This is a genomic window from Micromonospora sp. LH3U1 (assembly GCF_028475105.1).
Classification (GTDB): domain Bacteria; phylum Actinomycetota; class Actinomycetes; order Mycobacteriales; family Micromonosporaceae; genus Micromonospora.
Genome location: NZ_CP116936.1, coordinates 2,753,795 through 2,778,456 on the forward strand (window position 1 = coordinate 2,753,795; position 24,662 = coordinate 2,778,456).

Here is a 24,662-nt window from a genome sequence, read left to right on the forward strand (position 1 = left end):
GCGCGGGTCCGCCAGAGGACCCGGGCATGATTGATGACGATGGACAACCGCTTGCGGCGCCAGATCACCGGGCGATCCGTGAGGTACGGGCTGAGGAGGACACGGTGGAGGAAAACGTACGGGCCGGGCGATGTGTGGTCGCTGTGGACGGGCCGTCCGGTTCGGGTAAGTCCACCGTGTCGCGGCGACTCGCCGTCGGCATCGGTGCCCGCTACCTGGACACCGGGGCGATGTACCGGGCGATCACGTGGGCCGTGCTGCGCTCCGGCGTGGATCTCACCGACGCCGCGGCGGTGGCCAAGGTCGCCGGCGAGGTCAACCTGCGCATCGGCACCCACCCGCAGGGGTACGCCGTGACGATCGACGAGGTCGGCGTGGACGCCGACATCCGGGGCCCGGAGGTGACCGGAGCGGTCTCCGCCGTCGCCGCGCTTCCCGCGGTCCGCGAACTGCTGGTCGCCCGCCAACGCGAGATGATCGCCAACGCTGGTCGGATGGTGGTCGAGGGTCGTGACATCGGCTCGGTCGTGGCACCGGACGCCGACCTGAAGGTCTTCCTGACCGCCTCCGAGGCGGCCCGTGCCGCCCGGCGCAGCGCCGAGGACGCCGCCGATATGGCGGCCACCGCCGCTGACCTGGCGCGGCGGGACCGTCTCGACTCGACCCGCAAGGTCAACCCGCTGGCGCAGGCGCCCGACGCGGTGGTGCTGGACACCACTGAGCTGGGCATCGACGAGGTCGTGGCGCGGCTGCGCGACCTGCTCACCGAGCGGGGTGTCGCATGAGTAGCGAAGGTGCGGGGTGGATCGAGCTGCGTGAGCCCGACATCGCCATCGAGGAGCCGACCGGCCCGCAGCCGGTGGTGGCCGTGGTCGGCCGCCCCAACGTGGGCAAGTCCACACTGGTCAACCGGATCATCGGCCGCCGGCAGGCGGTCGTCGAGGACGTACCCGGTGTGACCCGCGACCGGGTGCCATACGACGCGCAGTGGAACGGCCGGTCGTTCACCGTGGTGGACACCGGCGGCTGGGAGCCGGACGCCAAGGACCGGGCCGCGGCCATCGCCGCGCAGGCCGAGACGGCGGTCGTCACCGCCGACGTGGTTCTCTTCGTGGTCGACGCGATGGTCGGCTCCACCGACGTGGACGAAGCCGCGGTGAAGATGCTGCGGCGCAGCGCCAAGCCGGTGATCCTGGTGGCCAACAAGGCCGACAACACCGCCATCGAGATGGAAGCGACCTCGCTCTGGTCGCTCGGCCTCGGGGAACCGTTCCCGGTCTCCGCGCTGCACGGGCGGGGCTCCGGCGACCTGCTGGACGCCATCCTCGCCGGGCTGCCGGAAGCGCCGGCGATCGTAGAGAACCGGCCGCGCGGACCGCGCCGGGTGGCGCTGGTCGGGCGGCCCAACGTGGGCAAGTCCAGCCTGCTCAACCGGTTCTCCGGTGAGGAGCGGGCGGTCGTCGACTCGGTGGCCGGCACCACTGTGGACCCCGTGGACAGCCTGGTCGAGATCGGCGGTCAGACCTGGCAGTTGGTGGACACGGCCGGGTTGCGCAAGCGCGTCGGTAAGGCCAGCGGCACCGAGTACTACGCCAGCCTGCGTACCGCCGGCGCCATCGAGGCCGCCGAGGTGGCCGTGGTGCTGCTGGACTCCAGCGAGCCGATCAGCGAGCAGGACCAGCGGATCCTGTCGATGGTGACCGAGTCGGGCCGGGCGCTGGTCATCGCGTTCAACAAGTGGGACCTGGTCGACGCCGACCGTCGGTACTACCTGGACAAGGAGATCGACCGGGAGTTGCGCCGCATCCCCTGGGCGATCCGCCTGAACCTGTCGGCGATGACCGGCCGTGCGGTGGACAAGCTGGCTCCGGCCCTGAACAAGGCCCTGGCCAGCTGGGAAACCCGGGTGCCGACCGCGCACCTCAACCAGTGGCTGACCGCACTGGTGCAGGCCACCCCCCACCCCGTACGTGGTGGACGCGCGCCGCGGATCCTGTTCGCGACGCAGGCCGGGGTGGCACCGCCCCGCTTCGTGCTCTTCACCACCGGCCCGCTCGACGCCGGCTACCAGCGCTTCGTCGAGCGCAAGCTCCGCGAAGAATTCGGGTACGAGGGCAGCCCCATCGAGATCTCGGTCCGGCCGCGTAAGAAGCTCGGCCCCGGTGGCCGAGGCAAGGCGCACGGCTAACTCGTACGTCGGAAAATGCCGGATGGGCCGTCGCGCCCATCCGGCATTCCCCTACCCCACCCTCCTAGGACGCTGTAGGGGTTGTGCGGTAGTTCGGGGGACTCACGATCCGGGTGGGGCCTGTGCGGAGGACCCGGGGCTGCTGCGCTAAGCTGTACCGGTTGTCGCGGGGGAAACCACGCGAGGACGGGACGTGGCGCAGCTTGGTAGCGCACTTGACTGGGGGTCAAGGGGTCGTCGGTTCGAATCCGGCCGTCCCGACGCAGGTAAGGGGCCATCTCGAAAGATCGAGACGGCCCCTTTGTCGTACCTGGGTGATTAACTGAGTGACTACGCCTCAGCGTCGAAGATCCGGTCCATGGCGACTGCGCCGCCCAGGAGCACCGGCCGCAGCTGGTGCCGGTAGACGCTCTCGGTGACCGTCGTACCGGAGTGGCCGCAGAGGTCCGCGATCTGTTCGAGGCTCATGCCGCTTTGCGACAGTAGGGACACCAAGCTGTGCCGCAGTTCGCGGGGAGTCCAGTCGCGCGGGTCGAGGCCCGCTTTGGCGACGACGGGGCGAAAGGCCCGAAGCACGTTGTGCCGATCGAGGGCCGTGCCGGCGGTAGAGGCGAAGACGAGACGGTCAGCGGCAGGCTGACCTTGGCGCTCGTGGTGGGTGGTGAGCGCGGTGACACACCGGGCCGGCAGAGCCAGGGTGCGACGCGATTTCTTGGTTTTGGTGTCTCCATCGGCGCGGACCGAGCGCCATACCTGGATGGCCGGCGGTACCGGCGGTTCGTTGTCCGGCTTGCCGGCGAGGTTGACGTGTGACCAGGTGAGGGCTCGCAGTTCCTCGGTGCGAGCGCCGGTCAGTAGTGAAACGACGGTGTAGGCGTGCAACGAGCTTGCCGAGTAGGTCACCAGGCGGTGCGTACCGTTCGGACGGCGACCTCAGCACGCGCCCTTTAGAGCTGCGGCAGCTACGCGAGCGCCTAGCGCCATGGCGGCGGGATGAGGAAGTATCTGGACTGAGTCTTGCCATCAAACAGTTGACGACAGCGTGAAGGAGCCAACCTCTGGTTATGCAGTTGGTTACGGCTGCCACAGCGGCCGACGAGAAGGAGCGAAACGCCAAGGTCGCGCTGCTGCCAGTAGGCAACTTTGAACAGCACGGTGACTTCCTGCCGTTGGTCACGGACACCGTCGTCGCTACGGCGATAGCTCGCGAAATCGCGACCGTCCACGCGGTCATGCTTCTCCCTCCCGTCACCATCTCCTGCTCCCACGAGCACTCGACGTGGCGTGGAACCGTCAGCATCAGCTCCCAGACCCTGTCCGCGATCGTGACCGATGTTGCTGAGTCGCTGGCCAGATCCGGCGTCGAGCACCTCGTCCTCGTCAACGGACACGGTGGCAACTACGTACTGTCGAACGTTGTTCAGGAGTACACAGCAGCCAACGGGCCCACGATGAGCCTGTACCCGCAAGGGCATGACTGGACCAAGGCACGCACCGATGCCGGCATGGAGACCAACAGCCACGACGACATGCACGCAGGCGAGCTGGAGACGTCGCTACTGCTACACGTCGCTCCTGAACTGATTCGAGCGGGCAACGAGACCGCGGACTGGACAGCCGGCCACCGGCCGCACCTCCTGACTCTCGGCATGTCCGCCTACACCGCCAGCGGCGTCATCGGTCGACCGTCACTCGGCACAGCAGACAAGGGCAAGGTCGCCCTAGCCAGCCTCACGCGGTCGTTCAACGAGCATCGGCAAGCTCTCGGCATCTGACCGAGTCGGCCGGGCTGCCGGCAATGCCTGGTCTCGCATGATGGTTGACATTGCGACCTCGCCTGACCCTTTACATGATCACGACCAGGCTGACCGACCCAAGGGGCCTGCGCGGACTGGCCATGACGTGGCGCTGCGAGACCCGCTCATGCCGATGAAAGTTCGCCGAATGGCTCCACCTCCACAGCTCGACAGCTCGACAGCTTTATGTTGACGCCTTTTGATAAACTAACGAAATGGTTGCCCACCTCGGACTACCCACCCAACCCGAGTTTCCGCGAGGGAGCGCCAGTGGTCGCTGAAGGCTGGAATGTCATCTTAGGTGCGACGACGGTTATCGGGTTTGGACTTGCAATCTGGCAGGCAGTTCGTGCAGAACAGCTAAACAGAAGAGAACGAGACCTGGATTGGCCGCGCTTCCGCAGTACCACATCAGACCTTGCGCGTTCGATCGATCGATCGGATTTCATGCCAGAGGTGATCCTTGCATTGAGCGAGCGCGGCGCCATGGTCGCCCACCTCGTCGCGCGTGAGCTGCGCAGACAGGTTCCGATCGTGACAGTTGCCTACCTCGGCAGGCCCGACGGAAACGCTGACATTCCGGGCTACGAGGCTATACACGGAACGAAGGCGGTGCTGTTCCTACCGGAGCGGATCGGTGAACTCCAGGGCCGGCGCCTGCTGCTGCTTGACGACTTCGTCATGTCTGGAGATGGCCTCCATGCGACCATTGCTGCTCTGCTCGGTAAAGGATTTGATCGCCAAGACATTCGAAGCGGTGCGGTGGTAGCGACGAAACTCTCGATCGTGAGCAAGAAGGGTCCAGACTACTTCGGACGAGAAGCCAGGAATTTCGACTTTTATTTCCCATGGGGTCGGGCCGAGTAGCCTACCCTGCCGCGATCCGCGCGTCACACAATGTGACGGTAGGCAGCTCGTGCCGAACAACCGCAACTGCCGAAGAGCGGACACCCTGACGGGCCGTTCCCGGGGGTCGCCAAGCTGCGGTGGGTATGGGCACCGTTGTCGATGTTAGGTTCGCCGGCATGACTGTGCAGATCACCGCTGGGCGTTTCCATGCGGCTGACGGTGTCGAGGACTGGCGTTGTCTCTACCACCTAGTCTCGGCATACTTCCCGACCGGCTCGCTGTCAGCGGGCATCGCGCTCGTCGATGAGATGGGTCGGCTCGCCGTCGGCAACGAACGCGAGCATCTCAACGTGGACCTGCGCCACGCCGGCGTGACCGTGTCGCTGTCCCGACGCGACATATCACTGGCCCGAAGGATCTCGGCCGCTGCCCGGGCGCTGGGCATCCCTGCCGACCCCACGGCCGTGCAGCTCATCAACATCACCCTGGACGCCCTGAGCACCGACGTGCTGTCTTTCTGGCAGGCACTGCTCGGCTATCAACTGATCGGTGACGACTATCTGGCCGACCCGGCGCGACGCGGCCCCGGGTTCGGGTTGCAATCCATGGAGGCGGCGCGACCACATCGCAATCGTGTGCACCTGGACATCGCCGTCCCGCACGATCAGGCCGAGGACCGAATCGCAGCCGCCCTGGCCGCTGGGGGACGTGTCATTTCCGACGCGCACGCGCCGATGTGGTGGGTTCTGGCCGACGCCGAGGGCAACGAGGCATGCATCGCCACCTGGGTCGGCCGCGAGTAGCGGCCCTGCTCACACAACGCGCGGAAGACCGCACAAGCCCGTCCTACAGGAGCCCATGGGATTGCATGACATCCGGATCTGCCGCCGATCGCGCGCATTCGAGTCGGAGGCTTTGTCACCCTCGGCAACTATCGGCGGACCCGATCACGGGTGGCTGATAGTCACCCTGACAGGTCTGCTGTACATCGAGGTACGAGCGCACAGTCCCGCCGCGCCGGACCAGTAGCTGGTCCCGTTAGCTGAGACACCGATCCCACTTGCGATCCCGTGACCAGTGCATCCTCTGTGGTGACCCCTTCGGCGGCACCGAAGGCGTCAGCGCTGGCCCCCGGCAGAGGCGGTAGAGCCGCGTCCGCTCATGTCGATGAGAGGGCGTCGCGGTCGCTGTTGTACCGATGTGAGTTCGCCGAGAAGTGGCCGCGAGCGCCGGCCTGGCCGCACAGGTCTTGCATGGCGACCGTACTTCTCGGCGATGTGCGGGCCCGCTGGCGGACGCTGATTGTCGGCGGGCTACAGGTTGTTGATGCGGGCCAGTAGGTCTGCCTCGGTCAGGTTTTCCAGGACGGCGTCCTGCTTGCGGCCCAGGACCGCCAGTAGCTTCTCCTTCTCCAGCTTCTTGGCCGCCGCCGCCTTCGCCGCCTGGTCCTCCGTGAGGCGGACGGCGATGACGTGCTTGACGACCTCCAGCTTGATCTCCAAGGTTGCCTTGGCCGGATTGGCCTCGGTGGCCACGAACGACTCGGTATCGACGGCCTTGAGCTCGGCGTTGACCGCCTTGGCCACATCGTCGAGGCTGAAGCCGGACCTGGCGGTCAGCGGAAGCTCCCACAGTTGCTCCGTGGTCAGCAGTCCCTTGGCCGACGGATAGCGGAACTTCTCCCGTGTGGCCTTCTCGAAAATGGTCACGGTAGCCTCTCTAAAATATCTGGGTAGGGAATCAGAACTGGATGCTGATGAGGCGGCGCCGGCCGCCGGTCATGGTCACCTTGGCGACCACAGAGCTGCGGACCGTGGAGCTGAAGCCGAGGCCGGAAAGCTGATCCGGAGACGGCTCGCACTTGGTGCGGTCGCCGAGAACCTCGAACACCTTGCGGTGCGGTTGCAGGTCGCTGCGGAGGAACTCGTTGTAGATCCCCCGCGTCGGTTGGTCGTTCACGCACCCCTTCAAAATGAAGAAGTAGTGCCGGTTGCCGACCTCGTTGTCGTCGAAGTAGTTCGGCGAGTACATGATGGTGGACACCGGTACGAACTGTTCGGTGGTGACGCCCCACAACTCCTTGCCCGCGCTGCCCGGCTGCACGTCCCTACCCGGCTGGAAAGCGGTGATCACCCCGCCGGTAACCGTCATCCGGCCCACCTCGACGGTCTCCTTGTGGCCGACCGCGCGCTCGTGGCTGTAATGCTCGATCTTTCCGTCGCTCTCGGTCTCGATCACGAAGCCGACCTCGGTGCTGTCCCGCTTGCGGTACTGGTTCACCTCGATCCGGTACTCACCGTCGGGGACACGGTCGGTCCAGGTGACGTTCTCCACCGGCTCGCGGGAGAGCGTCCCGCTGGCGTTCATGTCGACGTCCAGCTTGTTGCGCTTCTCCTGGTACCAGATGTGGTCGCCGTTGGGTTCGTACACGTGCAGGTCCAGGTCGTCGTGGTTGAACCAGGACAGGCTTACCCGCAGCTTGCCGGTGACGTTGCCGCCGGCCCGCTTGACCTTCTCCCTGATCGAGTCGGTGACGTTGCCGCCGTACGACCAGCCGAAATCGTTGTCCCACTTGAACAACCGCGGAGCAGCCGGGTGCCGGCCGGTGGTGAGGCTGACGAGGTGCGGCTCGTAGGTGTTGGCGACCCACAGGTCGATGCTGGCGGCGCCGGGCAGGATGTCCTTCATGAAGGAGACCACGGGAATCTCCTCCGGCTTGGCGTCGCGAAGGAGCGCACCTGACGACCGGGTGGTGGCCGCCTGCATGAGCAGCCCTTCGATGCCGTCCTTCATCCGTGCCTGGGTGTCGTTGTCGACCCACAGCACGTTGGTGACCGACACGTCGGACAGCCGGGCGAACCGTCGCTGCAACGCCTCCTCGATGTCCAGCTCGTCAATGGTCCTCATGGCAGCCTTGACCATGCCCGGGGTGATCAACGCCGTGGGGCGCTGGTAATTCTGCGGCGCCACCTTTGCCTCGAACGACCGGACCGCCTGCTCCAGGTCGACGCCCGCGGAGAGATCCTGGACGAGGGTGCCGATCACCGTGTTGCGGAGCCGGGCCGCCGGGTTCATGGCGTTGGCGAAGACGAAGGCACGTCGGTCGTTCGCCTGGGTCCACCGGTTCTGCAGCGAGCGGAACTCGGTCACCGCCCGGCGATGCTCCGCGCCGCGGTAGAGGGCGTTGTCGTCGACGAGGCCGACGACGGTGTCCAGAGCGTGCCGGGTCAGCTCGGCCAGGCCACGCTGGAAGACCTGCACCGCCGCGTCAAAGTTGCCCTGTGCCGCGCCGACGTCCTCGATGCGATGCCGCTCTTCCACCCGGCCGTGCAGGTGGTGCCACACCTCGACCTGGCCGTCGCGCAGCGTTCGGGTGGTCTTCGTCCCGTACTGCGCCTGAGTGGACCGGAAGATGGTGGACAACGGCAGCGAGAGAACGAACTCGTCCAGAGCGGCGGCGACGACGGAGAAGACCGGGTCGGATGCCGACACCCCGGACCAGACGGTACGGACCCGCCCGTCGTGGATCTCGACGACGTTGCCGAAGTGCTTGATGAAACCACGGCAGGTCGAGCAGTCGTACTCGGGTCGCTCACGGAACCGCAGATTGGTGCCGGCGGGGAACGAATCGAGAAAGGTGAGCCAGAGTGAGTCCCGGTCGAGACCGTCGCCGACGGCGTACAACTCACCCCTGGACATCGTGGACAGACGCGAAGTCACATCCGTCACGAACTGCTGGAAATCGCCCACCGTGCATCCCCCTTGATCGCCAGAGATGCTACGCAGCGAACGCCAATCGGAGAAACGCGTTTGCGACTGTCCGCACGGTCACAGGCGGGCGCCGATGGCCGGCGGTCAGTCGACCGGAGCGCGTACGGCGGTGGGATGCCGGGCCGGCGGTCAGCAGTTTCCGCCAGTTGGCCGGTGGCGCCGTTGAGTACATCCCGGCTCACGCTGTGGTTGCCTTCCCGGGCCCCGGCAGGCCTGGGTGCTTCTCAGGCACGCCAGGCTCGCACCGAGGGACCGTGTGAACGCGCACTCGATCAGATGCTCGCTCATGCCGCAAGGCGCGCGCCAGGCAGCGGTCCCGCCAGGCTTCTGGAGTTGCCGTTGCATGGGGCATCCGGTCCTTCCGATCCCGGCCACGATCCGCCCCGGACCTACGATGGCCTCGATGACCATTCCCGAACGGCGACCCGACGACGTCCCGATCGACGAAGCCCAGGTCGACGAAGCCCTGCGGCTGCTCTCCGGCGTGCCGGTCGAACTCAATGTCGCCGTCAAACGGCTTAGCCGTGGCAGCGGTGTCTACGCTTGGTGGGCTGCTCCCTCGGTCTTTCCCGACCTCCCCGGGCTGCCGAATGAGAACGTCCCGTCAGTACGGCTGCTGTACCTCGGGCGGGCGACCAACCTGCGCGGGCGGATCCTGCGTAACCATTTGAGGCGTTCGGGCAGCTCGACTCTGCGCCGTACCTTGGCCGGACTTCTGGTGGCCGAGGGCTACCGGACGACCTGGACCGACCGTGTCGTCCTGGTTCCCGAGGACGAGGCGCGGCTGACCGCATGGATGCACACGCACCTGCGCTTGACCTGGGCGGAGGACGCGGAACCGGCGCCCATCGAGGAGGCGCTTGTCCGGCGTGTGCACCCGCCGCTCAACGTACAAGGCGTCGACCCCGAGCATCTCCAAGCGGCCGTGGTCGCCGCCAAGAACTCATACAACGCCAGCAGCCGCCCGGCCGAACCTCCGCGAACGCCGTAACTGGTTGCCCGACATGCGGACGGGTGCGGTTGCGCGCTCATGCTGCGATCCGCGCGCTCCGGATCTTGGCGGGCCGTCACAGCGCCCCTGACATTGGCCAATTGCTCCAGTGCGTGTTTCCCGGGAGGGTCGGCCGGTAGCGGGAAGGAATGTGACAGCCAGGTCAGCCCAACAGCGCAGCGCCGTCACCCAACGACGCGAGTTTCGGCCCAACTGCGGCAGGCCCGCCTTCTCTGTACCGCGGAGATCATATTTCGGATTGGGCCATGTCTGACGGTTGGTTTCCAGCCGCTGCAAGGTCACCGTGGGGTTCCGGGCGAATGCGCTCGCTCGGTCGGCTTGTGGGCGACAGAATGGCTGCGATCATGGTGACCTGCGGTGGGAACGGGGGCGTCGGTGGACGCGATGTCGCTGGGCACAGTGCTGCGGCGGTGGCTGCGAGCTATGTCTGCCAGCTCGAGCGAGTCGCCTGAACGTGACTATCTGCCTGAGCTGCCGGCTATCGAGTGGGTGCGGGCTGGGGCCGGCGGTGCCGATCAAAGCGTTAGCCCTGCAGAGTTCTCTGCCGTGTTGCTGACGGTGGCCCGCGACGGTGAGCCGGGCATGCGGGCGGCGGCTGTGGATGCGCTTGGTTCCGCTGAGGCGCGGTGGTGGTTGGCGGTGGATGAAGCGCTGCGGGAGCGGTGGTGGTCGGCGCCGTGCTGGTCGCGGAGCCTAGCGGCGGAGCTGGCTGACGGTGAGGTGGAGGTACTGCGCCTGGTCGTGGCCGGCTGCCACCGTGACGGGCGGATCCGTGAAGCGGCGGTTGTTCACCTGGCTGATCACTCGCACCCGGCTGCGCTGGCGGTGCTAGCGCTTCGGACCGTCGACTGGGTGGCCGAGGTGCGCCAGCGGGCAAGGGCGGCGGTGGATGGTTGGCTGTCGGCATCGCCTGGGTCGTTGACCCAGCTCACGGAGATGGCGTTCGCCCTGCGCGGTCGGGGTCAGGGCGCCTGGTTGGCCGAGCGCGTCGAAGGTGTCCTGCGGGACCTGCCATTGGACGGTTTGGAGCCGTTGCTGGCGGCGCGGGATCGTCGGACCCGGCGGGCGGCGTACCAGGCCGCGGCGACCGGCGGCCTGTTGAGTGTGAGCCGGTTGATCACGGCCGCGATGAAGGACGACGACCTGCCGATCCGGTCCCTGTGCGCCCGAGGTGCCGTTCAGGCCGCGACGGACCCGGCTCAATTGCGTGGGCTACTGGTCAGCCGTACCGCGCTGGTTCGGGCTGAGGCGCTGCAGGCCGTGACTGCGGTCGGTGATCTGGGCGCCGCTGAGGCGGCGTTGCCTGATCGGCATCCGCTGGTGCGGGCGATCGCTCAAGAAGGGCTCCGCCGCAGCGGCGCGGATCCGGCAGAGTTTTATCGCCTGCTTGCTCGGCGGGAGCCGCCGGCGCCGGGGGTGATCGCCGGGCTGGGCGAGACCGGTGGCGTCGAGGATGCCGGCCTGGTTCGACGGTGGCTGGCGCATCCACGTGCGCGTGGTCGGGTCGAAGCGGTCCGGACGTTGCGTCGCCTCGGCGTGACCCGGTCGGCCGAACTGGTGCCACTGCTGCGCGACGAGTCTGGCGCGGTGACCCGCCAGGTGGTGGCGGGACTGCGCCACGACCTCGGCGCCCTTGACCCGGAGATGCTGGAGGCCCTACTCAGGCCGGGCAACGCGCCGCATGTCCGGTTCGCGGGCTACCGGTTACTGATCGCGGGGAACGCCTGGCAACGGCTGGTCACCAACCTGCGGCTGATTGACGATCCCGACGACCGGTTGCGGGGCAGTGCGCGGGCGGACCTCAGCGCGTGGCTCGATCGGCAGGCGGCCACGACCTACCACGGTCCATCCCGCGATCGTGCCGCCGAACTCGACAAGCTGATCGAACGTGCTCGTCCGATCCTCGGCGAAGACAAGGCCCGGCTGCTGCGGTTCCACGCCGGCCTGCCCCGACAGACGGCGCTATGACCGGCGACGACAGGCCTCGCCCGCTCAGCGACGTCGAACGGGACGTCATCGCGCGGCTGCTGTCCGTGCCATTCCCTGGGCGTGAGGAGTTGCGTGCGCAGTTGCCGTTCGCCACGGTCGAGGGTCGGTGCGGGTGCGGCTGTGTGACCGTCAACCTTGCTGTGGACCGTGCCGCAGCGCCGGCCACGGTGTTGTCCGGTGCACCAGTCTCGGCTGACATCAGCGACGACGAGTTCTACGCCGGCATCGTGCTACTCGTTGATGGTGAGGGCTATCTGTGCTGCCTGGAGGTCTACTCCATCGGTGACGAACCCGTTCGGCAGCTTCCACCCGCCGAGCAGATCAACGCCCGTCCGCAGAGGTAAGCCTCAGCCTTCAGCTGGACGGACGGCGCAGCAGCCGGACACAGGATTAACCGCATGATCTTGGGCTCATGTCGGACCAGCGGCGGCCGGCCCGGTATCTGGGTGAGCCTAGTGAGTCTCTCGATTTGAGTCGTCGGCGTGTCGCAGCACCCAACTCTGGTTAGGAATTCAGGCCGCACCACGCGGCGGTGTGTCGCGAACCCTCTGCAGCCAGTCCATGAGTGCGGCGTAGTCAGCATCAGTGAGACCCTGGCGGGGGTCGACGCGATGAAGCAGGGCGTGTCCTGCGTAATGTGCTGACACCCAGGCTCGGTCGGTGTCCGTGATCTCGTCGTCGACCCAGGCGAAGGGGCGGCCTGCGGCCCAATCAACGAGGGCGCGGGTCTTCCAGTGCAGCCCGTCCCGCTCGTCCTGCTCGTCGGTGTCGGTCGGCTCCGGCCAGCTCACCACCGCCAGCTGCGGCAGACCGATCCGTGGCGCGATGGTCTCGTTTGCGTCTTCCATCCAGGTCGTGGCCCAGACCAGATCGCACCGTAGCGCCGTCAACCGGGCTCCGTGTTCGGGATCGATCCTGCCCAAAAGCGGATTCAAGCTGGTCTCTCGTGGTTCAGTGCCCGTCTCGCAAGGTGCGTATTGCTGCGGCGTCCCACCGAACGGAATGAGGGGTCCGTCAACATCGAGGAAGAGCAGCGGACGCCCTGCAGAGCCGGTCACGGCCCCACGATATCGGTTCATCCTGGCCGGCCCGAAGCACTATCGTGCCAGCGTGATCAACGGTGATGGTGCCCGACTGGGCACGGAGGCGGCGCATCGTCTCGCGCAGACCGGGTGCTGTGAGATCGCGCCGGGTTTGGCGGATGAGGAGTTCGATCGCATCGAGCGGACGTACGGCTTCGAGTTCGCCGATGACCACCGGGCGTTCCTTGCGGAAGGGCTGCCGCTGAACGTCCCGTTCGAGCCGGAGGAGGGCGTGTCCTATGCGTGGGAGAGGCCCTGGCCGGACTGGCGCGATGCCAACTCCGGTGCCCTTCGGGAGCGCCTGGAGTGGCCCGTGGAAGGGGTGCTCTTCGACGTGGAACACAACGCGGTATGGCACGACACCTGGGGCGATCGGCCGGCAGGCCGCGATGAGGCGTTGGAGACCGCGCGGCTCAAGCTTGCGCAGGCGCCACGGCTGGTACCCGTCTACGGGCATCGGTTCCTGCCCGCCGGGCGTGGAACCGTCGGGCACCCAGTCCTCTCGATCGTGGAGACCGACATCATCTACTACGGCATGGACCTGGTCGACTACATCCATCAGGAGTTCGGCGGCCCGGGTATGGACAGGACAGATCAGCGCTGGAACCCGAAGGCGACGGTGGCGTTCTGGCGGGACTTCCTCTGATCCGTCCGGCACGCCGGAGCAACCTCGACCCATGCCGCCGTCGTAGCCCTTGCGGTGTTCAACTGACCGCGCGCCAACTGTCGAGGCTTCCGACTGCTCGGTCAACGGGACGTGCTCGTACTGGAAAGGGCCCGTAGGGCCGATCGCAGGCGCCCAACGCGACCTGCGGGTAAGGACAGCCATCAGTTCTGGCCTGTCGAAAGCCCGTTGCACCGCATCCACCCCTCCGGGCCTCGCTCCGGGTGAGCGTGAGCGTTAACCTCCTGCAGATCGCTGGGCGGCGCGACACGCCAGTAGTGCGATCAGCAGATCCACGGAACACTACGGTCCGATGGCGGTCACCTGCTCAGCCGCGTCAGGTCAGCAGGGCCCGGGAGTCATCGTCACCGTCTGCGCAGGAAGGCGTAGACGATCTTGTTGGAGGCGAATTCCGAGATGTTGACGAGGTCCCAGCCGAACTGGCCGAGGGCCTCGGCGGCTGCAACCGCTTCGCTGACCTTGTCGCCGCCGAGGCCGTGATGGGAGACCACGGCCAGCAGGCGATAGGGGTACGTCCGAAGGTCGGCTTTGCCCTGCAGGACCGCCCGGGCGGTGACCATGCGGGTCCGGGCGATGTGCTCCGGGGTCTCTGCGGCGGGCATACCCGGCACCATAGTGGCTCGTCGCTCGGGCAGTCTGCCAGCTTCGCAGCCGGTATGTTCGAGACGTGTCTGCGTCGGCCGGTGTCTCTCGTCTTGTCATGGCGTTCGTTGCGGTGATCGCCACTGCCGCCTGTGACGGTGCCTCGGCTCCTGCGGGTGCGCCGACCGCCGGGCCGGTCACGAGCAGCGTTGCCTCCACCGCGCCCACCGCCTCGGCCGGCCCCATCTATCGCGCTCAAGATCTGGAGCTGTGCGAGCGTACTGATCTTCGGCCGTTGGCGGAGCTGTCCCTGACGGTGGCCCGCACCGATCCGAAGCCACCGCTGGGGCAGCCGGGTGCGGCGTGTCTGTTCGAGATGCGGACGAAGGACGGGCATCAGGCGAATCTGCGGGTGGAGGCGTCCACGCCAGTCAGTGAGCAGGAGGCTCGGCTGCTCTACCGGGCCACGGCGCAGGTGACGGTGATGACTCCAGCCGGCGTCATCACCGGTGTGGGCGACGAGGCCGAAGCCTTCACCAGGCGCTCCGAGCCCGGCTTCAAGTACGCCGAGTACATGGTCCGCGCGCGCACGGGCAACCTGGTGGTGAAGGTCTGGTTTGCTGTCGGCGGTGCTTCGTATGCCGCCACCGAAACACTGGCATCGAAGGCGCTGACGTTGCTCAAGGCGACCCAGGCGGCGGTTCCCATGGTGTGATGCGCCCGTCGGTCATCCTCGGACGGCTTCCGGCCACCGCCCGCCGGGTAGCTTCGAGTGGTCGCCGACCTGCGTGGCGATGTCTCGGATGTTGCCCAGCGCGTCGACGAAGCGCTGGCCGATGGTGAGCAGGAGGTCCAGGCCGGCGGTGACCAGGTCTCCGACCGACTCGGCGAGGGTGGAGATGGCCCACGGTAGGTCGATGACGGTTGCCCCTTCGGACGCCGCCTGCGCCAGTTTGCCGACCAGCCCCGTGACGATCTTCGCGAGTTCGACGGCGTAGTCGACGTTCGCCTTGGCGATCGTGAACAGCCACTGGCTGATGAACTCCGACTTGACGACGGACTCGTCGACCGCGGCTTTCTGCTTGAGCGCCTTGGCGTTGTAGGCACTCGCGGCGTCGCCGGTCCACTTGGGCAGGTTCTCGTTCGCTGGGTCGGTGGTGGCGGAAGAAAGGTCGGAGACCGGGGTCTTCACGTCGTTGACCCAGCGAAAGCTGACCTCGATCAGCGAGAGCACCGGCAGTTGATGCTCCAGGGCCTGCTCGACGCGGTCGAGGATGGCGTTCAGTGCCGTTTTGGTGCTATCCAGGCTGTGCTTGATCCACAGGAGTGCTGCGGGTCCGAGGAGCCATTTCCACTGCTGTACCTGCTCCACGATCTCGTTGAACTTGGCGATCGCCTCGTCGATGCCGGCGCGGATGTGGTCGAACGCCTTGTTGAACGGTTCCCCGTACTCGAGATCAGTGGTACCTGGCTGCATGGGGTGCTCCGTGCCCTCTCCGAACGTCGCGCGGTGGGTCGCTAGGCCTTGTAGATCTTGTTGAGGTCGAGTGAGACGATCTCGTCGGCCCGGTCGTACTCGTCGGCGATGTGCCGCAGGGCCTTGCCCACCTGTTCGAATTCGGTCACCGCCCCCTTCAGAACGGCGACCATGAAGTTGTGGAAGTCGTTGTATGCCAGCGAGTGGATGAGGACGTTCGCGTCACCGATGAAAAAGGCCGATGGGTCGAGATGCAACTGCTCCGCAGCGACCTTGATGGCAGCGACCCGGTCCGACAGCGTCAGCCACTTACCTCCCTCATCGCGTAGCGAATCGGTGATGACGTTCAGTTCAGCCATCTCACTACCTCACGATCCAGTCCGTCCGGCGCTGGCCAGCTCGAACGCGCGGAAGAGGGAACGGGCCTCGAACTGCAGCTGACCCGAGTCTGCCCGTGCGATCCGCCTGACGTCGCCGGTGATGCCGGTGATGCCGCCTCCGCGGATGCGCAACGTCAGGCAGCCGTTGGGGCTCGACATGCTCGACTCGCCTTTCGCCCTGGACAGATGAGCCGCAGCGTCCAGCTCTGCGTCGAGGTCGGACAGCGTTCGCCAGGTGTCGCGCAGCCACGTGTACTCGTCAACGTCCCGATCGGGGATCCCGTCGAGCGGCTCCTGATCGGGCGATGCAGGACCTCTCTTTTCCGCCTGCAGACGAAGGAGAGCCGCCAATTCGAGGGCAGCCTGCACGGCGGCGGTGTACGCCTCGAAGAGCGCATCGGCGAACCCGCTGGGGCCGAGCCGGCTGCGCCAGTCGTGAGCGATCGTGACAGCGGAGACGTTTCGCTGGGTGTCGACCATGACACGGACGGAGCCGGTCTGGTCCGCCCCGGAGCACTCCTCGGGTCGCAGCTCACGTCCCGCCTCGCGCAGCGCACGATTGGCCTGCTCACGCAGGGCGGGATCGTCGCCCAGGAAGTCCAGACTCGCCAGTTGGAGGCGTTGATGGCGGCTGCCCTGCTGCATTCGCCCCCACGGCTTCCTGCTCGGTCAACGCTTTCCGTGATGCGCCCGCCACGGCGAGGTAGGACCACGGTACGTGAATGACCAAGATCCGGGGGACCCCGGGCGCTGGGCTGGACGTCTCGCCGCGGCGACACGATGTCGCGGCAGAGATACCCCGGGGACCGCGCTGAACCCCCTGTTCCGGGGCGGCGTCGAGGGGTCTCCCGTCGCGTGAGGTTGTGCTGACCGAGGAAGGGCTGCCACAGATCCGGTCAGCAGCCGTTTATGACCTGTGCACGTTCTTCCGTACCCGGTTGGGCACGTTGGCCCTTACGCCGACACCCGGTCAAGACCAGCGAGGGCGATGACGAGGCTGGCGCTTGGATCGGTGGCGAACTGCGCGCTCCCGAGGAGCAGGGTTGGCTCGCGTTCCGCAGATGCCCGACCGCTTGCCGAGGCTGTCCTCCGGGCACCCTGGGCCGAGTTCCTGACACGGCGGTCGAGATGGTGTGAGGCTGAACGGCAACCCGGAACAGCTAAGTTCAGCGGGCTTCCAAGACCTTGCAGCCAGCCTGACGGACGCCTCCTTCGGCCCAGGTGGTCAGGTATCGGGCGCAGGCCGCGACGACGGGCGCGATCTGTACTAGCGGGATTCCTCATCTGGAAGCCAACGGAGGATCAGCCTGGCGAGGCTCGTTTCTCGCCTCCGCACTGAACTCTTGGTGGATTCCAAGGAGAGATGCATTCACACTGGAGCCTTAAATGGGTGGTTGGTGAAGGGGTTGAGGCCCGTGTCGAACGTGGAGTTGATCGTGGCGGCGTTGGGTGCGGGCGCGACGGCCGGATTGACGGACACTGCGTCGCTGGCGGTGCAGGACGCCTACGCTGGGCTGAAGCGAGTGTTGCGGCCATGGATGCACGGGGAGGCGCGGCAGGCGTTGGAGGCGGACGAAACCGAGCCGGAGGTATGGGACGCCCGGATTGGCCAGGAGCTGATTAGCTCGGGCGCTGCTGAGGAGGAGGAGATTCTGGCCGCAGCCCGTCGGCTGCTTGCCATGGCAGGCCTGCAGACGGGGGGGAAATATCAGGTGGACGCCTCGCAGGCCAAGGGTGTGCAGATCGGTGACGGCAACACCCAGACCAACAACTTCTAATGGGTGGCACGCGAGCGGACGCTGGCAGCAGAGGTCCGATGGATCCGCAATGGTTGGATGCCTCGCGGGCTCAGGGACTTCTTGTCGGCGCCTACGGCATACAGCACAACCACTTCTACGCCGGCACGTCCATCACGTGGCCACACCGGGTCGGTGTCCTTCCGCCGCTTGCGGATTGCCGACAGCTGCGATCCGTGGACGGCCAACTGGCCACAGCGGCCGCCGGTGGGCAAACCGTCGTGGTGTGTCAGGTCCTCACCGGCCTCGGCGGGGTAGGCAAGACTCAGCTTGCCGCCGCCCTCGCCCACGGAGCTTGGAGAGAGCAGACAGTCGACTTGCTCGTCTGGGTGACCGCCACCTCGCGCTCCAGCACCCTCAGCGTCTACGCCCATGCCGGCAGGGACGTCACCGGCATCGAAGACTCCGACCCTGATCAAGCTGCTGCACGGTTCCTCGGCTGGCTCGCCGAGACCGACCGACGATGGCTGATCGTCCTGGACGATCTCACCAACCCAGCCGACCTGAGGGGGCTCTGGCCACCCGATAACGCCGTTGGACGCACCGTGGTAACGACACGACGCCGCGACGCCGCCCTGACCGCAGGCCGGCACGTCATCGAAGTCAGCCTGTTCACAGCTGACGAGGCCCGCGACTACCTGCGCCATAAACTTGGCGATGACCTCCACCTCCTCCGCGAAGCCGACGATCTTGCCGCTGACCTCGGCTATCTACCCCTCGCCTTGGCCCAGGCCGCCGCCTATATGCTCGACCGCCGTCTTGCCTGCGCCGACTATCGCGTTCGTCTGGCCGACCGCCGTCGTAACCTCTCCGAACTCGTTCCCGAACCCGGCGCGCTGCCCGATGAGCACCAGCAGACCCTGGACGCAACCTGGTCGCTCTCGATTGAGTTGGCCGATCGGCTCCATCCCGCTGGCCTGGCGCGGCCGCTGCTGCAGCTGGCGGCGATGCTGGATCCTAACGGCGTCCCAGCCGAGCTGTTCACCAGCGACGTGGTGCTCGAGTTCCTCGCCGACCGGCGGCAGACCGACATGGATGCCGAACCGAGAGCGCCGCAGGATCGGCCAGTGGACTCGTACGACGCGCGCGACGCCCTCGCTAACCTCCACCGGCTTAGCCTTGTCACCTCGGACAGCTCCGCGCTCAGCGTGCGCGTGCATGCAATAGTTCAACGAGCCGCCCGCGAGGCCCTATCTCCTGACCAGAGGGAAGGCTTGGTCAACATCGCCGCGGACGGGCTGTACGCCATCTGGACGCAGATCGAGCCTGACCAGCAATTGGCCCAGCTGCTGCGGTCCAATACCGCATCGATCCAAACCCACGCAGAGGATCCCCTTCGGAACACCCTTGGCGGCATTCATCCCGTGTTATTCCAAGCGGGAAACAGCCTCGGCCGGACGGGACAGGTTACGGCTGCGCTCGACTACTTCACCCGGCTGTACGCGACTGCCCATCACCGCCTCGGTCCCGACCACCGCGACACGCTGATCGCCCGCAGCAGCATCGGCCGCTGGCGGGCACCAGCTGACGCAGTACCAGCCCTCGATCAGCTGCTTCCCGAGTTGGCGCGGGTGCTCGGCCCCGACCACCCCGACACCCTGATCGCCCGCAGCAACCTCGCCCGCTCGCGGAGCGAGGCGGGGGATCTATCCGGTGCTGTGGCCGCCTACGAGAAGTTGCTTCCCGACCTGGTGCGGGTGTTCGGCCCCGACCACCCCGATACACTGACAGCACGCAATAACGTTGCGGCTGTTCAGGGCCAGTCGGGGGATCCGGCCAGTGCCGTGATCGCCTACGAGCAGCTGCTCGCCGACCGGCTTCGGGTACTCAGCTCCGACCACCCCGATACCCTGATGACTCGCGTCAACCTTGCCCGCTGGCGAGGTGAGGCGGGGGATCCGGCCGGTGCTGTGGCTGCCTTCGATCAGCTGCTTCCCGAGTTGGCGCGGGTGCTCGGCCCCGACTACCCCTACACCCTGGCCGCCCGCAGCAATCTTGCGGCCATGCGAGGCAAGGCAGGGGATTCGGCCGACGCTGTAGCAGCCTACGCGCAAGTGATCCCAGACCTGGTGCGGGTGCTCGGCGCTGACCACACCGACACGCTGAACGCCCGCGGCAACCTCGCCCACTCGCTTGGGGAGACCAGGGGCCCAGCAGATGCTGTGATCGCCTACGAGCAGCTGCTCGCCGACCGGCTTCGGGTACTCAGCTCCGACCACCCCGATACCCTGATGACTCGCGTCAACCTTGCCCGCTGGCGAGGTGAGGCGGGGGATCCGGCCGGTGCTGTGGCCGCCCTCGAGCAGTGGCTTCCTGACTTGGTGCGAGTGTTCGGCTCCGACCACCCCCACGCTCTGACCGCTCGTAATGACTTTTCCCGCTGGCTCGATGAGACCGGGGATCCGGCCGGCGCCGGGACCGCCTACGAGCAGTTGGTTCCTGACCTGGCGCGGGTGTTCGGCTCCGACCACCCTCGTACCCTGACCGCTTGCGGCAACGTTGCCGGCTGCCTGGCCCGGACCGGAGATCCGGCCGGCGCCAGGGACCTTTACGAGCAGTTGATCCCTGACTTGGTGCGGGTGCTCGGCTCCGGCCACCCCGACACCCTGACCGTCCGCAACAACCTGGCCGGCTGTCTGGGGCGGACTGAGGATCCGGCCGGCGCCAGGGACCTTTACGAGCAGTTGGTCCCTGACTTGGTGCGGGTACTCGGCCGTGGCCACCCCGACACCCTGACCGCCCGCAACAACCTAGCTCACTGGCGAGCTCGGGCCGGGGATTCGGCTGGGGCTGTAGCCGCCTACGAGCAGTTGCTCCCGGATCTGGTGCGGGTGCTCGGCCGCGGCCACCCCGACACCCTTACCGTCCGCGGCAACCTCGCCGGCTGGCGTGCCGAGGGCGGGGACCCAGCTGGGGCTGTAGCCGCCTACGAGGAGCTGCTTCCGGATCTGGTGCGAGTGCTTGGCCTCGACCACCCCTATGCGCTGCGAATTCGGACCGACCTGGCCTACTGGCGTCGGCGGACTGGTTGACCGGTCAGTCTTCCTGTGATCCCGGCGCAAAGGATCGATGGGCGTCTTGTCTCGCGGACACGTCTCGCCGAACAGGGTGGCTTTGCGCCACATCATGTAGTGCTCGGCCGTGGCGAAGCGCAGCCCGTCGATGGTGAACGGTGCCGACTACCACTGACTCAACCAACAGGCCCCGATTCCGCCGTCGCGTTGCGGCTGGTGGCCCCAGAAGCACAGGATCTTCACCTGGGTGACCGAACGCATCTCGCCGATCAGTTCGGCGAGGCTGCTCGGCTGTCTGGGAGCGGCCGGCGGGCCAGAAGATCTTGTCGCTGATGTGCAGACATCCCGTCCGGTGCCTGAGGCCGTCCAGCCACCAGGAGACGGTTCGTTCGTCACCACCGCCGGTGGTCAGTAAGGTGCGTACGACGTTGGTTGCGTCCTCCTTGGTGAGCGGGTCGGGTAGCCGACCGGATCGTACGTAGTCGAAGTAGTCCGCGGCGGCGACGCCGACGTTCGTCTAACGCTCGCGTACGGCGTTCGTGACCCGTGCGGCGGTGGCGAGGGCTATGGCATCGCCGACCTCGGCGAGTAGTTCATCGGCTGGAGCGAGTCCGGCCCGCAGCTCACCCGACAACGGAACGGCCCCGACCACTATCAGGATCGGGGCCGTTCGATGCATTAGGAACTCGCCAGCCAGCCCTCACTGGCCAAGTCAGCGGTGGCCGCCTGACCCGTTTGTTAACAGATTTGGGTGCACTCGCGAATGCACAATCGACGCTACGGGAGAGCGCCCGTAGCTTCGTCCCCGTGAGTGAATCTACCGCTACGGTTTCCCAGGCCAGGCTCGCGCAACTCGCTGGCGTCGCACGAGCGGCGGTCACGCAGTGGCGCACCAGGCACACCGACTTCCCGAAGCCTGTCGACGCCGGCGGTGGCCTACGGCTCGCCGACGTCATCGCCTGGCTTGACACGCGGCCTGTACCCGCCGATCGCCGGGGATCGGACGAGGCTGACGGCGTCACCTACGGTGACCGGGTGAGGCGCCGGCTCCTGGCCGCCGAAGAACCCGCTCGAAATCGGGTCCACGAACTTGCGGCGCTGGGCACCGAGTTCGGCGGCAACGCGGTCCGGGCCGAGTATCTTTACCTGCTGCTCTGCCTGACGTATTTGCGCTTGTACGACCACGACCGCTGGTCACGACTGACACGCAGCGTGCCGCCGGACGGCGACCCGGGCATGGCCTGGCGGCTGCTGCACCGTGTCGTGGCGCTGGTCGACGAGTCATTGGCCGCTCCGGACGTGCTGAGTACCTCGGAGGCGCCACCGACCAGGCTGCGGCCCCGTTCGTTCGAGCCGGTCCGCAAGGTCATCGCACTCGTTGCGGGCCTCGGCCCCGCCGACTTCGCTCGGCTCCGCGCCGCATACCTGCGGCAGGTGACCATTGATGGCGACGTCATCTCGACACATCTCGACACCCCAAGGCGTCGCCCGGACCATGGTCGCGCTCCTGGCCGGCACCCCGGTCGACGGCGACGCCTTGATCTACGACCCGTTCGCCCGCTTCGGCGAACTGCCGGCCGAGTTCATCCGTACCGCCGGCGACGCGGCCGCGATGGTTGGCGGCAACCTGGCCGCAGTGCGGGTTCGCGCGGAGCATCCCGACGCGGCCGAGCTCCGGCTGGCCGGTATGTGGTTAGCGGCGTCCGGGACGCCAGCCGAACTCGCCGTGGCACCGGCGCCGACGCCCGTCGGGGCAACCTTCGTACTGACCAACCCGCCGTTCGGCAAGCACGTTGAAGACGCATGGCTGCGGTACTGCGTCGACTCGCTCACTGAGGAGGGACGGGCAGGGGTCCTCATGCCGTACAGCGCCGGTTTCGCCAGCAAGGCGACGATGCGCCGAGAGCTGGTGGATCAAGGTGTGCTCATCGCCGTCGTGGCGCTACCGGCCCGGTTGTTCTCGAACACCAGGGTCGGTGTGTGCATCTGGCTACTGCGGCGGCCCACGGGACGACCCGCTGCAGTGCGGTTCGTCGACGCCCGCCATCGTGGCCGGGCGAGGGGCCTGCACATCGAGTTTGACGCGACAGACGTCGCGGGCATCGTGGCTGCAGTAACGGCAGAGGACCAGGCCGAATGCAGCGTCCTGGCGACCCCCGAGGAAATCCAGGCCCGGGGGTACTCACTACATCCGCCGGAGTACCAGGACCGCATGTTCATGCGGTCGACGGCGGACGTGGCACGCGCGGAACTGGAGGCGCTGGCGACCAAGGTCAACCTACCTTCGTACACGACCGGCAGTGGCTGGCCCGGTCGCCCACTGAACGAACTTTGCGATGTCCGCAGCGGGGTGCCGCACCGGTCGTTGACCGCAGCGGTCGCCCGCGCTGGAACCGCGGGGGTGATCGTGCCGGTCGTGCACCCGCGGCATTTGCGCAGCGGGGTCGTCGAAGCGGCCGACGCCCCGTTGGCCGAGGCCGGGTCGCTGGAGAAGTACCGGCTGCGCACCGGTGACGTGCTCTGGGTGCGCACCGGCGCCATGGGCCAGGCTGCGCTGGTCGGCGACGCGGAGTCCGGCTGGCTGCCGCACACCAACCTGCTCCGGCTGTGTGTCATCGACTTGGATGCGCTGGATCCGGCCTACTTGCTGGCATTCCTGTTGCAGCCCGCCGTGCTGGCCCGCATCCGCGAGCGGTCTGTCCGGTCGGTCACCACTTCGATCAGCAAAGGCGTCCTCGGTGAACTTGTGATGCCGCTGCCGCCCCTTGCCGCGCAGCGGGACATTCTCGCCGCGCTCGCCGCGCTCGACGAGAATGCGGCCTCGCTGCAACGCCGCCTACATGCCGTGCACGCTGCCCAGCCGGTCTTCGGCCAGCATCTAATCGACGGCACCGTCGTCCTGACAGAAAGGGAAGCCCCGTGAACCGCTCCGGCACGATCCACATGTGGATCCTGGTCGTGGGTCTCGCCTCGCTCGTCGCGGCCCTCGTGACGGCGATGCTGAAGAACAGCCTTGGCGCGCCAGTTGCCGAAGCCGTGCTGTCCGCCGGGATGGCGTTCGGGGGCGCTTTCGGCCTGGGCCTCGGCATCCTCGGCGCACTGCAACAATCCCGGTTCAGGAGCACCCGCCGCGGGTCGAGGTGACGCAGCAGACAGCGGAATGCTTGCGGTGATGGCCAGCTCGGTGGCCCGGGCGGAACGCCAAGCTGCGCCAGCACCCGCTTCCGCACGACGCAGGGACAGCGGGCACCGGCATCGGGTTCATGCCCCCGTTTACCTCGGAAACCCGGTCCAAGCAGTGGCCATCAGTGACAAGCAACGATCACGGCCAGGTGGCGTTCGTGCAGCTAGGTGCAAGAATCCGACGACCAATGACAAGCCTAAGGCCGTGACTGTCGGTAAGAGCGTACAGGTGGGCTGGTTGCCTTTGACGATAGAACCCAGTGGACACCGTGCTGTGCGAGGGTGCTGTGCGAGGTAGGTGACGTGTTCGCTTTGGCAGTGCAGAGCGTTCGCTGTAACGACACCGGTGAGGGCCGTCGATCTGGTCGAGTAACGGCGCGGAGCAGGTGATCTCGTTGGTCTTGGCGTCGACGTCGGTGCTGGCCAGGACGGCGCCGTTGCCTCGGTCGCAGGCGGTCAAGACGTGTCGAACGGCGTTGTGGGCGGTGCGGGAGCCGCAGATGCTCTTGCCGTCGACGGCGATCGCACGTCTCTGGCCGGCTGCGGGTGCGGAAGCCCAGCGGCCAGCCACACGGCGATCACCGAGGTCGGCCGGTCGGCGTCCAGTGGCCGGACGTAAGGGCCTGAAACGTCGACCCGAATCAAGCATGACAAATGCCCCGGGTGCAAGGAGCCCGGGGCCCTCCGCATCGCATCGCCGAGCGCGGCCCGCCACACTCCGCGACATTCACGACCGGTGCCGCCGCTACCAGCGCCCAGCTCGCTGTCCGACAGAGTGGAGGGCCTTACGTCCGATACCATGTGCCGTCCAAGCGACGGATGCTCGCGGGGGACGCGGTGTACGGAAGGATTTATCAG

Annotated in this window: 21 protein-coding genes, 1 tRNA gene and 1 pseudogene; 15 read left to right on the plus strand and 8 right to left on the minus strand. The window is 67.0% G+C overall.

What is annotated here, in order from left to right:
• The first annotated feature begins 104 nt into the window (after positions 1 to 104).
• The 3 genes from cmk (at position 105) to PCA76_RS12540 (ending at position 2,449) form a co-directional block, all read left to right on the plus strand.
• A complete protein-coding gene (gene cmk / locus PCA76_RS12530) occupies positions 105 to 785 on the plus strand; it encodes a (d)CMP kinase (protein ID WP_272617772.1) in 681 nt (226 codons plus the stop codon).
• The gene (gene der, locus PCA76_RS12535) at positions 782 to 2,188 is read left to right on the plus strand and encodes a ribosome biogenesis GTPase Der (protein ID WP_272617774.1); all 1,407 of its coding nucleotides are present in this window, start codon (positions 782 to 784) and stop codon (positions 2,186 to 2,188) included. Before cmk ends, der begins: the two co-directional genes overlap by 4 nt.
• Before the next feature lie 187 nt (positions 2,189 to 2,375).
• Positions 2,376 to 2,449: transfer RNA gene (locus PCA76_RS12540), tRNA-Pro, on the plus strand.
• Between the two features lie 69 nt (positions 2,450 to 2,518).
• Here the strand turns inward: PCA76_RS12540 and PCA76_RS12545 are convergent.
• A pseudogene (locus tag PCA76_RS12545) lies at positions 2,519 to 3,094 on the minus strand (site-specific integrase); the annotation flags it as partial.
• Positions 3,095 to 3,252: 158 nt separating this feature from the next.
• Between PCA76_RS12545 and PCA76_RS12550 the strand changes: the two are divergent.
• The 3 genes from PCA76_RS12550 (at position 3,253) to PCA76_RS12560 (ending at position 5,636) form a co-directional block, all read left to right on the plus strand.
• Positions 3,253 to 3,963 carry a creatininase family protein gene (locus PCA76_RS12550; RefSeq protein ID WP_272617777.1) on the plus strand — a complete coding sequence of 237 codons (711 nt, stop codon included), beginning with the start codon at positions 3,253 to 3,255 and terminating at the stop codon, positions 3,961 to 3,963.
• 291 nt (positions 3,964 to 4,254) lie between these two features.
• Positions 4,255 to 4,851 carry a phosphoribosyltransferase gene (locus PCA76_RS12555; protein ID WP_272617779.1) on the plus strand — a complete coding sequence of 199 codons (597 nt, stop codon included), beginning with the start codon at positions 4,255 to 4,257 and terminating at the stop codon, positions 4,849 to 4,851.
• A gap of 125 nt (positions 4,852 to 4,976) precedes the next feature.
• Positions 4,977 to 5,636, plus strand: coding sequence for a VOC family protein (locus PCA76_RS12560; protein WP_272617781.1), 660 nt, complete (start codon positions 4,977 to 4,979; stop codon positions 5,634 to 5,636).
• A 510-nt stretch (positions 5,637 to 6,146) separates the two neighbouring features.
• Here PCA76_RS12560 and PCA76_RS12565 read toward each other — a convergent pair.
• Both PCA76_RS12565 and PCA76_RS12570 read right to left on the minus strand, forming a co-directional pair.
• The gene (locus PCA76_RS12565; RefSeq protein WP_272617783.1) at positions 6,147 to 6,542 is read right to left on the minus strand and encodes a hypothetical protein; all 396 of its coding nucleotides are present in this window, start codon (positions 6,540 to 6,542) and stop codon (positions 6,147 to 6,149) included.
• A gap of 31 nt (positions 6,543 to 6,573) precedes the next feature.
• On the minus strand, positions 6,574 to 8,583 hold the full coding sequence (locus PCA76_RS12570) for a hypothetical protein (protein ID WP_272617785.1): 2,010 nt from the start codon (positions 8,581 to 8,583) through the stop codon (positions 6,574 to 6,576).
• A 424-nt stretch (positions 8,584 to 9,007) separates the two neighbouring features.
• Between PCA76_RS12570 and PCA76_RS12575 the strand changes: the two genes are divergently transcribed.
• The 3 genes from PCA76_RS12575 to PCA76_RS12585 all read left to right on the plus strand — a co-directional run bounded on the left by PCA76_RS12575 (position 9,008) and on the right by PCA76_RS12585 (position 11,949).
• Entirely contained in the window at positions 9,008 to 9,595 is a 588-nt protein-coding gene (locus PCA76_RS12575) for a GIY-YIG nuclease family protein (RefSeq protein WP_272617787.1), read from the plus strand.
• Between the two features lie 405 nt (positions 9,596 to 10,000).
• Complete coding sequence (locus PCA76_RS12580) at positions 10,001 to 11,584, plus strand: hypothetical protein (RefSeq protein WP_272619353.1); 1,584 nt, start codon at positions 10,001 to 10,003, stop codon at positions 11,582 to 11,584.
• Positions 11,581 to 11,949: a hypothetical protein gene (locus PCA76_RS12585; protein WP_272617789.1), complete on the plus strand. Its 369-nt coding sequence runs from the start codon at positions 11,581 to 11,583 to the stop codon at positions 11,947 to 11,949. The genes PCA76_RS12580 and PCA76_RS12585 overlap by 4 nt, the downstream gene beginning before the upstream one ends.
• 168 nt (positions 11,950 to 12,117) lie before the next feature.
• On the opposite strand, the gene PCA76_RS12590 is transcribed toward PCA76_RS12585, so the two are convergent.
• Positions 12,118 to 12,663 carry an HAD domain-containing protein gene (locus PCA76_RS12590; RefSeq protein ID WP_272617791.1) on the minus strand — a complete coding sequence of 182 codons (546 nt, stop codon included), beginning with the start codon at positions 12,661 to 12,663 and terminating at the stop codon, positions 12,118 to 12,120.
• A 52-nt stretch (positions 12,664 to 12,715) separates the two neighbouring features.
• Here PCA76_RS12590 and PCA76_RS12595 point away from each other — a divergent pair, with 52 nt between their 5' ends.
• Positions 12,716 to 13,333 carry a hypothetical protein gene (locus PCA76_RS12595; protein ID WP_272617793.1) on the plus strand — a complete coding sequence of 206 codons (618 nt, stop codon included), beginning with the start codon at positions 12,716 to 12,718 and terminating at the stop codon, positions 13,331 to 13,333.
• A gap of 383 nt (positions 13,334 to 13,716) precedes the next feature.
• Here the strand turns inward: PCA76_RS12595 and PCA76_RS12600 are convergent, their stop codons facing one another.
• Entirely contained in the window at positions 13,717 to 13,974 is a 258-nt protein-coding gene (locus PCA76_RS12600) for a transcriptional regulator (protein WP_272617795.1), read from the minus strand.
• 98 nt (positions 13,975 to 14,072) lie between these two features.
• Here PCA76_RS12600 and PCA76_RS12605 point away from each other — a divergent pair, with 98 nt between their 5' ends.
• Positions 14,073 to 14,669 carry a hypothetical protein gene (locus PCA76_RS12605; protein WP_272617797.1) on the plus strand — a complete coding sequence of 199 codons (597 nt, stop codon included), beginning with the start codon at positions 14,073 to 14,075 and terminating at the stop codon, positions 14,667 to 14,669.
• 12 nt (positions 14,670 to 14,681) lie between these two features.
• On the opposite strand, the gene PCA76_RS12610 is transcribed toward PCA76_RS12605, so the two are convergent.
• Genes PCA76_RS12610 through PCA76_RS12620 form a run of 3 tightly spaced genes read right to left on the minus strand, consistent with a single transcriptional unit; the run spans position 14,682 to position 16,456 of the window.
• A complete protein-coding gene (locus PCA76_RS12610) occupies positions 14,682 to 15,431 on the minus strand; it encodes a hypothetical protein (protein WP_272617799.1) in 750 nt (249 codons plus the stop codon).
• Between the two features lie 41 nt (positions 15,432 to 15,472).
• Entirely contained in the window at positions 15,473 to 15,790 is a 318-nt protein-coding gene (locus tag PCA76_RS12615) for a hypothetical protein (protein WP_272617800.1), read from the minus strand.
• Between the two features lie 9 nt (positions 15,791 to 15,799).
• Complete coding sequence (locus PCA76_RS12620) at positions 15,800 to 16,456, minus strand: hypothetical protein (RefSeq protein WP_272617801.1); 657 nt, start codon at positions 16,454 to 16,456, stop codon at positions 15,800 to 15,802.
• Between the two features lie 770 nt (positions 16,457 to 17,226).
• On the opposite strand from PCA76_RS12620, the gene PCA76_RS12625 reads away from it, so the two are divergent.
• From PCA76_RS12625 to PCA76_RS12645, 4 genes are all read left to right on the plus strand, one after another.
• Complete coding sequence (locus tag PCA76_RS12625) at positions 17,227 to 17,589, plus strand: hypothetical protein (RefSeq protein WP_272617803.1); 363 nt, start codon at positions 17,227 to 17,229, stop codon at positions 17,587 to 17,589.
• Positions 17,590 to 17,627: 38 nt separating this feature from the next.
• Positions 17,628 to 20,639, plus strand: coding sequence for a tetratricopeptide repeat protein (locus PCA76_RS12630; RefSeq protein ID WP_272617805.1), 3,012 nt, complete (start codon positions 17,628 to 17,630; stop codon positions 20,637 to 20,639).
• 1,426 nt (positions 20,640 to 22,065) lie between these two features.
• Positions 22,066 to 23,544, plus strand: a complete 1,479-nt coding sequence (locus tag PCA76_RS12640) for an N-6 DNA methylase (protein ID WP_272617807.1) — start codon at positions 22,066 to 22,068, stop codon at positions 23,542 to 23,544.
• Complete coding sequence (locus tag PCA76_RS12645) at positions 23,541 to 23,765, plus strand: hypothetical protein (RefSeq protein ID WP_272617809.1); 225 nt, start codon at positions 23,541 to 23,543, stop codon at positions 23,763 to 23,765. Before PCA76_RS12640 ends, PCA76_RS12645 begins: the two co-directional genes overlap by 4 nt.
• The last annotated feature ends 897 nt before the right edge of the window (positions 23,766 to 24,662 follow it).

Excerpts from the sequence above, each read along its gene's own strand:
- der (WP_272617774.1), top strand. The coding sequence starts at position 782 with ATGAGTAGCGAAGGTGCGGGGTGGATCGAGCTGCGTGAGCCCGACATC.
- PCA76_RS12550 (WP_272617777.1), top strand. The coding sequence starts at position 3,253 with ATGCAGTTGGTTACGGCTGCCACAGCGGCCGACGAGAAGGAGCGAAAC.
- PCA76_RS12560 (WP_272617781.1), top strand. The coding sequence starts at position 4,977 with ATGGGCACCGTTGTCGATGTTAGGTTCGCCGGCATGACTGTGCAGATC.
- PCA76_RS12575 (WP_272617787.1), top strand. The coding sequence starts at position 9,008 with ATGACCATTCCCGAACGGCGACCCGACGACGTCCCGATCGACGAAGCC.
- PCA76_RS12580 (WP_272619353.1), top strand. The coding sequence starts at position 10,001 with ATGTCGCTGGGCACAGTGCTGCGGCGGTGGCTGCGAGCTATGTCTGCC.
- PCA76_RS12585 (WP_272617789.1), top strand. The coding sequence starts at position 11,581 with ATGACCGGCGACGACAGGCCTCGCCCGCTCAGCGACGTCGAACGGGAC.
- PCA76_RS12600 (WP_272617795.1), bottom strand. The coding sequence starts at position 13,974 with ATGCCCGCCGCAGAGACCCCGGAGCACATCGCCCGGACCCGCATGGTC.
- PCA76_RS12605 (WP_272617797.1), top strand. The coding sequence starts at position 14,073 with ATGGCGTTCGTTGCGGTGATCGCCACTGCCGCCTGTGACGGTGCCTCG.
- PCA76_RS12610 (WP_272617799.1), bottom strand. The coding sequence starts at position 15,431 with ATGCAGCCAGGTACCACTGATCTCGAGTACGGGGAACCGTTCAACAAG.
- PCA76_RS12615 (WP_272617800.1), bottom strand. The coding sequence starts at position 15,790 with ATGGCTGAACTGAACGTCATCACCGATTCGCTACGCGATGAGGGAGGT.
- PCA76_RS12620 (WP_272617801.1), bottom strand. The coding sequence starts at position 16,456 with ATGCAGCAGGGCAGCCGCCATCAACGCCTCCAACTGGCGAGTCTGGAC.
- PCA76_RS12630 (WP_272617805.1), top strand. The coding sequence starts at position 17,628 with ATGGATCCGCAATGGTTGGATGCCTCGCGGGCTCAGGGACTTCTTGTC.
- PCA76_RS12640 (WP_272617807.1), top strand. The coding sequence starts at position 22,066 with ATGGCGACGTCATCTCGACACATCTCGACACCCCAAGGCGTCGCCCGG.